General features: G+C 56.7%; 4 protein-coding genes and 1 pseudogene. 2 read left to right on the top strand and 3 right to left on the bottom strand.

Translation table 11 applies throughout. The features are described 5' to 3' along the window. Positions 1 to 98: 98 nt before the first annotated feature. Positions 99 to 800 (top strand): annotated as a pseudogene (locus IQ254_RS30235) (SLC13 family permease); the annotation flags it as partial. Between the two features lie 250 nt (positions 801 to 1,050). Here the strand turns inward: IQ254_RS30235 and IQ254_RS30230 are convergent. Both IQ254_RS30230 and IQ254_RS30225 read right to left on the bottom strand, forming a co-directional pair. Beyond that, complete coding sequence (locus tag IQ254_RS30230; RefSeq protein WP_193969844.1) at positions 1,051 to 1,914, bottom strand: alpha-isopropylmalate synthase regulatory domain-containing protein; 864 nt, start codon at positions 1,912 to 1,914, stop codon at positions 1,051 to 1,053. A 40-nt stretch (positions 1,915 to 1,954) separates the two neighbouring features. Beyond that, a complete protein-coding gene (locus IQ254_RS30225; RefSeq protein ID WP_193969843.1) occupies positions 1,955 to 2,494 on the bottom strand; it encodes a hypothetical protein in 540 nt (179 codons plus the stop codon). A 268-nt stretch (positions 2,495 to 2,762) separates the two neighbouring features. Between IQ254_RS30225 and IQ254_RS30220 the strand changes: the two genes are divergently transcribed. After that, entirely contained in the window at positions 2,763 to 2,981 is a 219-nt protein-coding gene (locus tag IQ254_RS30220) for a hypothetical protein (protein WP_193969842.1), read from the top strand. A gap of 45 nt (positions 2,982 to 3,026) precedes the next feature. On the opposite strand, the gene IQ254_RS30215 is transcribed toward IQ254_RS30220, so the two are convergent. After that, positions 3,027 to 3,581: a hypothetical protein gene (locus tag IQ254_RS30215; RefSeq protein WP_193969841.1), complete on the bottom strand. Its 555-nt coding sequence runs from the start codon at positions 3,579 to 3,581 to the stop codon at positions 3,027 to 3,029. Positions 3,582 to 3,608: the final 27 nt, after the last annotated feature.

Genomic DNA, 3,608 nt, shown 5'->3' with positions numbered 1-3,608 from the left:
TGGTTTGGTAGGATGCAGGAAACATATTGGTTTAGGGGAGCTGCACTGAGGCTCCCTATTTTTTGTCCCCTTTATTGTCTCAAAGCCCTGTACCGCATGACGTTGAGTACCCTTGTCACCCGTTAAGGGCGCTGATGGGGGTGATTGTGGCCCTAGTCTTAGGGCTATTTGTGGTAGGAGAATCGTTTCCGGTGCCGCTCTCCCCAGCCACGGTGGCCCTGTCGGGGGCAGCCCTGTGTCTGCTGATTGCCCACCACAGCGGCATCGACTCGGTGCAAAACATTTTTAAGGATGTGGACTGGAGCACCCTGGTCTTTTTTATGAGCGTGTTTGTGCTGATCGGCGGTCTGGAGAAAACCGGTGTGCTCAGCAGTGCATCCGGCATTCTGGCCCTACTGATCGGCAAAAATATTGTTCTGGGTGCGATCGTGCTGCTGGGGGTCGTCGGTTTCCTGTCCAGCCTGATTCCCAACATTCCCCTGGTGGTGGCGATGGTGCCGCTGTTAAAGCAGTACCTGGTGACGGTGGATCTGGCCGCCCCCAACATTCTCGATCCAGATTTTACCGGGAATCTGCCGGTTGAGGTGCTGCCCCTGTTCTACGCCATGATGTATGGTGCCACCCTGGGGGGCAATGGCACCCTCGTCGGCGCCTCCTCAAATATTGTGGCGGCGGGGATCGCCGAGCAACACGGCAAGCCCATTTCATTTCAAACATTTTTGCGGTACGGCCTGCCGATGGCGGCCCTGCAACTGGCCGCCATTGGCCTGTACATGTTGATTCGCTTCTTGAAATTTTAGCCGTGACTCCCTTGGTCGTGACTCCGTTACGGGATAACTGTGGTCAAACGGTTGCAGCGTCGGCTCGAAAAGCTGGGTTATCAAGTTGACCTCAGCAAAGCTGTCAGCTAATCACGCACTTATCCCCCTAGAGCTAGCTTATTTTCAGAGCAAATCCGCTGCGGAAAACCCCGATTCACAATTAGGAACTTCGTAGGGGCATAGCAGGCTATGCCCCTAGCAATCGGGGGTATGTAACCAGGATTCGGTCTCACAGGCGATCGCACAATATCAAATACCCCAGCGCATCGAGGTAGGCCTCAATCGACGCCATCACCACATCGGGGTGCATACCCCGCCCCGGAAACAGCGCCATCTGTCGCTCTAGCAGCACCACCGCCGACACGGGCGAATCGGCGGTGGTGGCCAGGCAGCGGTAGTGCACCATGCGCACATCCTCCACCGGGATAAATTGATTGACCGCCAGGTTTAGCGCTCTCAAGGCCGCATCCACTGGCCCGACCCCGGAGGCCGTTTCCTGGCAGATATAGCCCAGGGGAGTTTGCAGTCGTACCGTGGCGGTCGGGCGTGCTTGGCCACAGCACACTTCCACATGCTCCAGGCGACCTAGCCAAGCCCGATGCTCCATCGCCACATCCTCTTGGTACTGGGTTTCTAGCCCACTGCGTTGGGCATCGACATAGCCCAGCGCGCAGTTAGCCAACAGGAACCCAGGGGTGTAGACCAGTACCTCGTCTACGCCATTGCCCGTCACATAGTCGAGGGGGCGATGGGTAACAATGCCGTCGAGCCCCAGTTGCGTCACCACGGCGGCCTGGAGGGCAAAGGGCAGCCCCAGCTGCGATCGCTGGGCTGTATATAGCATTACCGGGTCGATCGGGCAGCCATGAAACAGCCTACACAACTGCTCTAACGTCATCTTTGCCAGGGTCTGATCGCGTGACTTTAAGGCATAGCGCCCCGCCTGTGCCAAGGCCACATCTGTGACGTACCCCTCGACCTGCCCCTGCAAAAAGAGATCCCACAGGCGATCGCCCTGGCCCATCGGCAAGGGACGACCAAACAACAGCTCTAGCAACAACCCCTCGTCTAGTAAAACGCGCCGAATTCCCATGGTGAACTCCTGTGAGAGTAGACCCAGGGCAAGACAGTACCTAATCAGACTGGTCAGCTAGCAGTTTGCGCAGGGTCGCCAGGGGCAACTGCACAACCTCCTCCGACCGCTCTGGTGGGTAGATGCTTGGCGCTGGGATAGACAATTTGGGGACAGATGGGGCAGAACCCTGAGGCATCTCCAGAGCCGAAATCCCCAAGACTGAACGATGCAGTTGCTGTAGATAGTGACGCCCCTCCTCCACACCCATCGTTAACGCATCCAGCTTTTGCTCTAGGGCCAACAACCGGGTTGGCAACCCGTCAGCCGCAGCCATCGCCGGTTCACCAGGACAGTCAGCGACGGCTCCCTGGCCATCGCCCACCGCCTGAACAACGACTCGTCTTTCTAATTGGTGCAAGAGATGCTCTAACTGTGACACCCGCTGCTGCATTCCATCGGTTGCTACATCCATCGCCAAGCCCTGGCGCAGCAGCCGATTGACCAACTCAGTGGCAGAAATACCTTCGCGACTCGCCCGAGTCTTGAGCGCCGCTTGCAGATCATCCGCCAACCGATAGCTGACCAACTTCCTATTCATAGGTTCTCCTTGTCAACAGCAGGGCCCATAGGAATATGCCCAAAATCAATATACATAAGATATCTACTTGATATACAAAGCTACGGCAAAGGTTTCAGAGGTTTTGTGTGCGTCGGCACAGGTCGGCCAGAAAAATAAAGTGTCACACCCTAGGTATTTCTTTCACTAATGAATAGCAACGGAGCCGAAAAATTTGCTCGATGGGCATCGCTGTCGCGCGAGCGAATGACATATGACATACATAAACCAGCTAGCCAGAGGATACCCCATGCTTGTTCCCTACCACCAACCCCACGACCCTCAGATCGAGTGCCCTCAGTGTCGTCGCCACAGCGTTGTTCGCCATGGCGAAAGCGAATATGTCTGCCTCAACTGCGATTTTCGGCGCGATCTGTCGCAGCCCTACCTGGGTGGCTTTGGCAATGTCATGCTGGGCCTGCTGGCCTTTGGCCTGGTGCTGTTTTTAGGGCAGCTATTGCATAGCTAGGGTATTGGTTCTCAGGGTTTCAGCCCTATCTTGATTGATTGTCAGCTAGTGATTGTCAGCCTTAACCCATAGGGCGAGGCCACCCCCCCGGCCTCGGGCCGCAATATAGTCTTCGGCAGCAGCAAAAAACGCAAAGAAGGGTAGCTTGCCCACGGCGGTGGTGGCGAAGTCATCCTGGGCTGTTTTACCGCGCAGGGGCAGATTGATCAGCGTCAGGCTACCCACCAACAGCTGGAGACGGACAAAGTCAAAGGCGAGCAGATTCTTTTTAGACAAAAATTTGGCTGGCCCCGTAAACCGTAATTTGAGCGGCCCCACCCGCAGCTGGTTTTGGATAGTCAGTTGGTCGGCGGCGTCGCGATCGCGGCTAAAGCTGAGAGTAGCGACCGCTATACCCGGCATATAAAACCCGCTGCCCGTCGGTTGGCCAGATTTATAGGCCGGCTTTTTAGGGGCCGAAAACCGCAGTCGCCAAGTACCCAGCAAAGCCTCAGGCGAAAACCGCCGCCGCTGTTGCTTGGTCTGGCGCTCAGCCGCCAGTAGCGCCGCCGTTACCGGCTTGGCCTCGGGTTTTGCCCCTGAGGCAGCAACCTGTAGCAAGTCAGGGGCGGGTAGGGGTGTCTCTTA

Source organism: Nodosilinea sp. LEGE 07088 (genome assembly GCF_015207395.1).
Classification (GTDB): domain Bacteria; phylum Cyanobacteriota; class Cyanobacteriia; order Phormidesmidales; family Phormidesmidaceae; genus Nodosilinea.
This window is presented reverse-complemented; position numbering and strand designations above follow the sequence as displayed.

Coding starts and splice junctions, on each gene's coding strand:
- IQ254_RS30220 (WP_193969842.1), top strand. CDS start 2,763: ATGCTTGTTCCCTACCACCAACCCCACGACCCTCAGATCGAGTGCCCT.
- IQ254_RS30230 (WP_193969844.1), bottom strand. CDS start 1,914: ATGGGAATTCGGCGCGTTTTACTAGACGAGGGGTTGTTGCTAGAGCTG.
- IQ254_RS30225 (WP_193969843.1), bottom strand. CDS start 2,494: ATGAATAGGAAGTTGGTCAGCTATCGGTTGGCGGATGATCTGCAAGCG.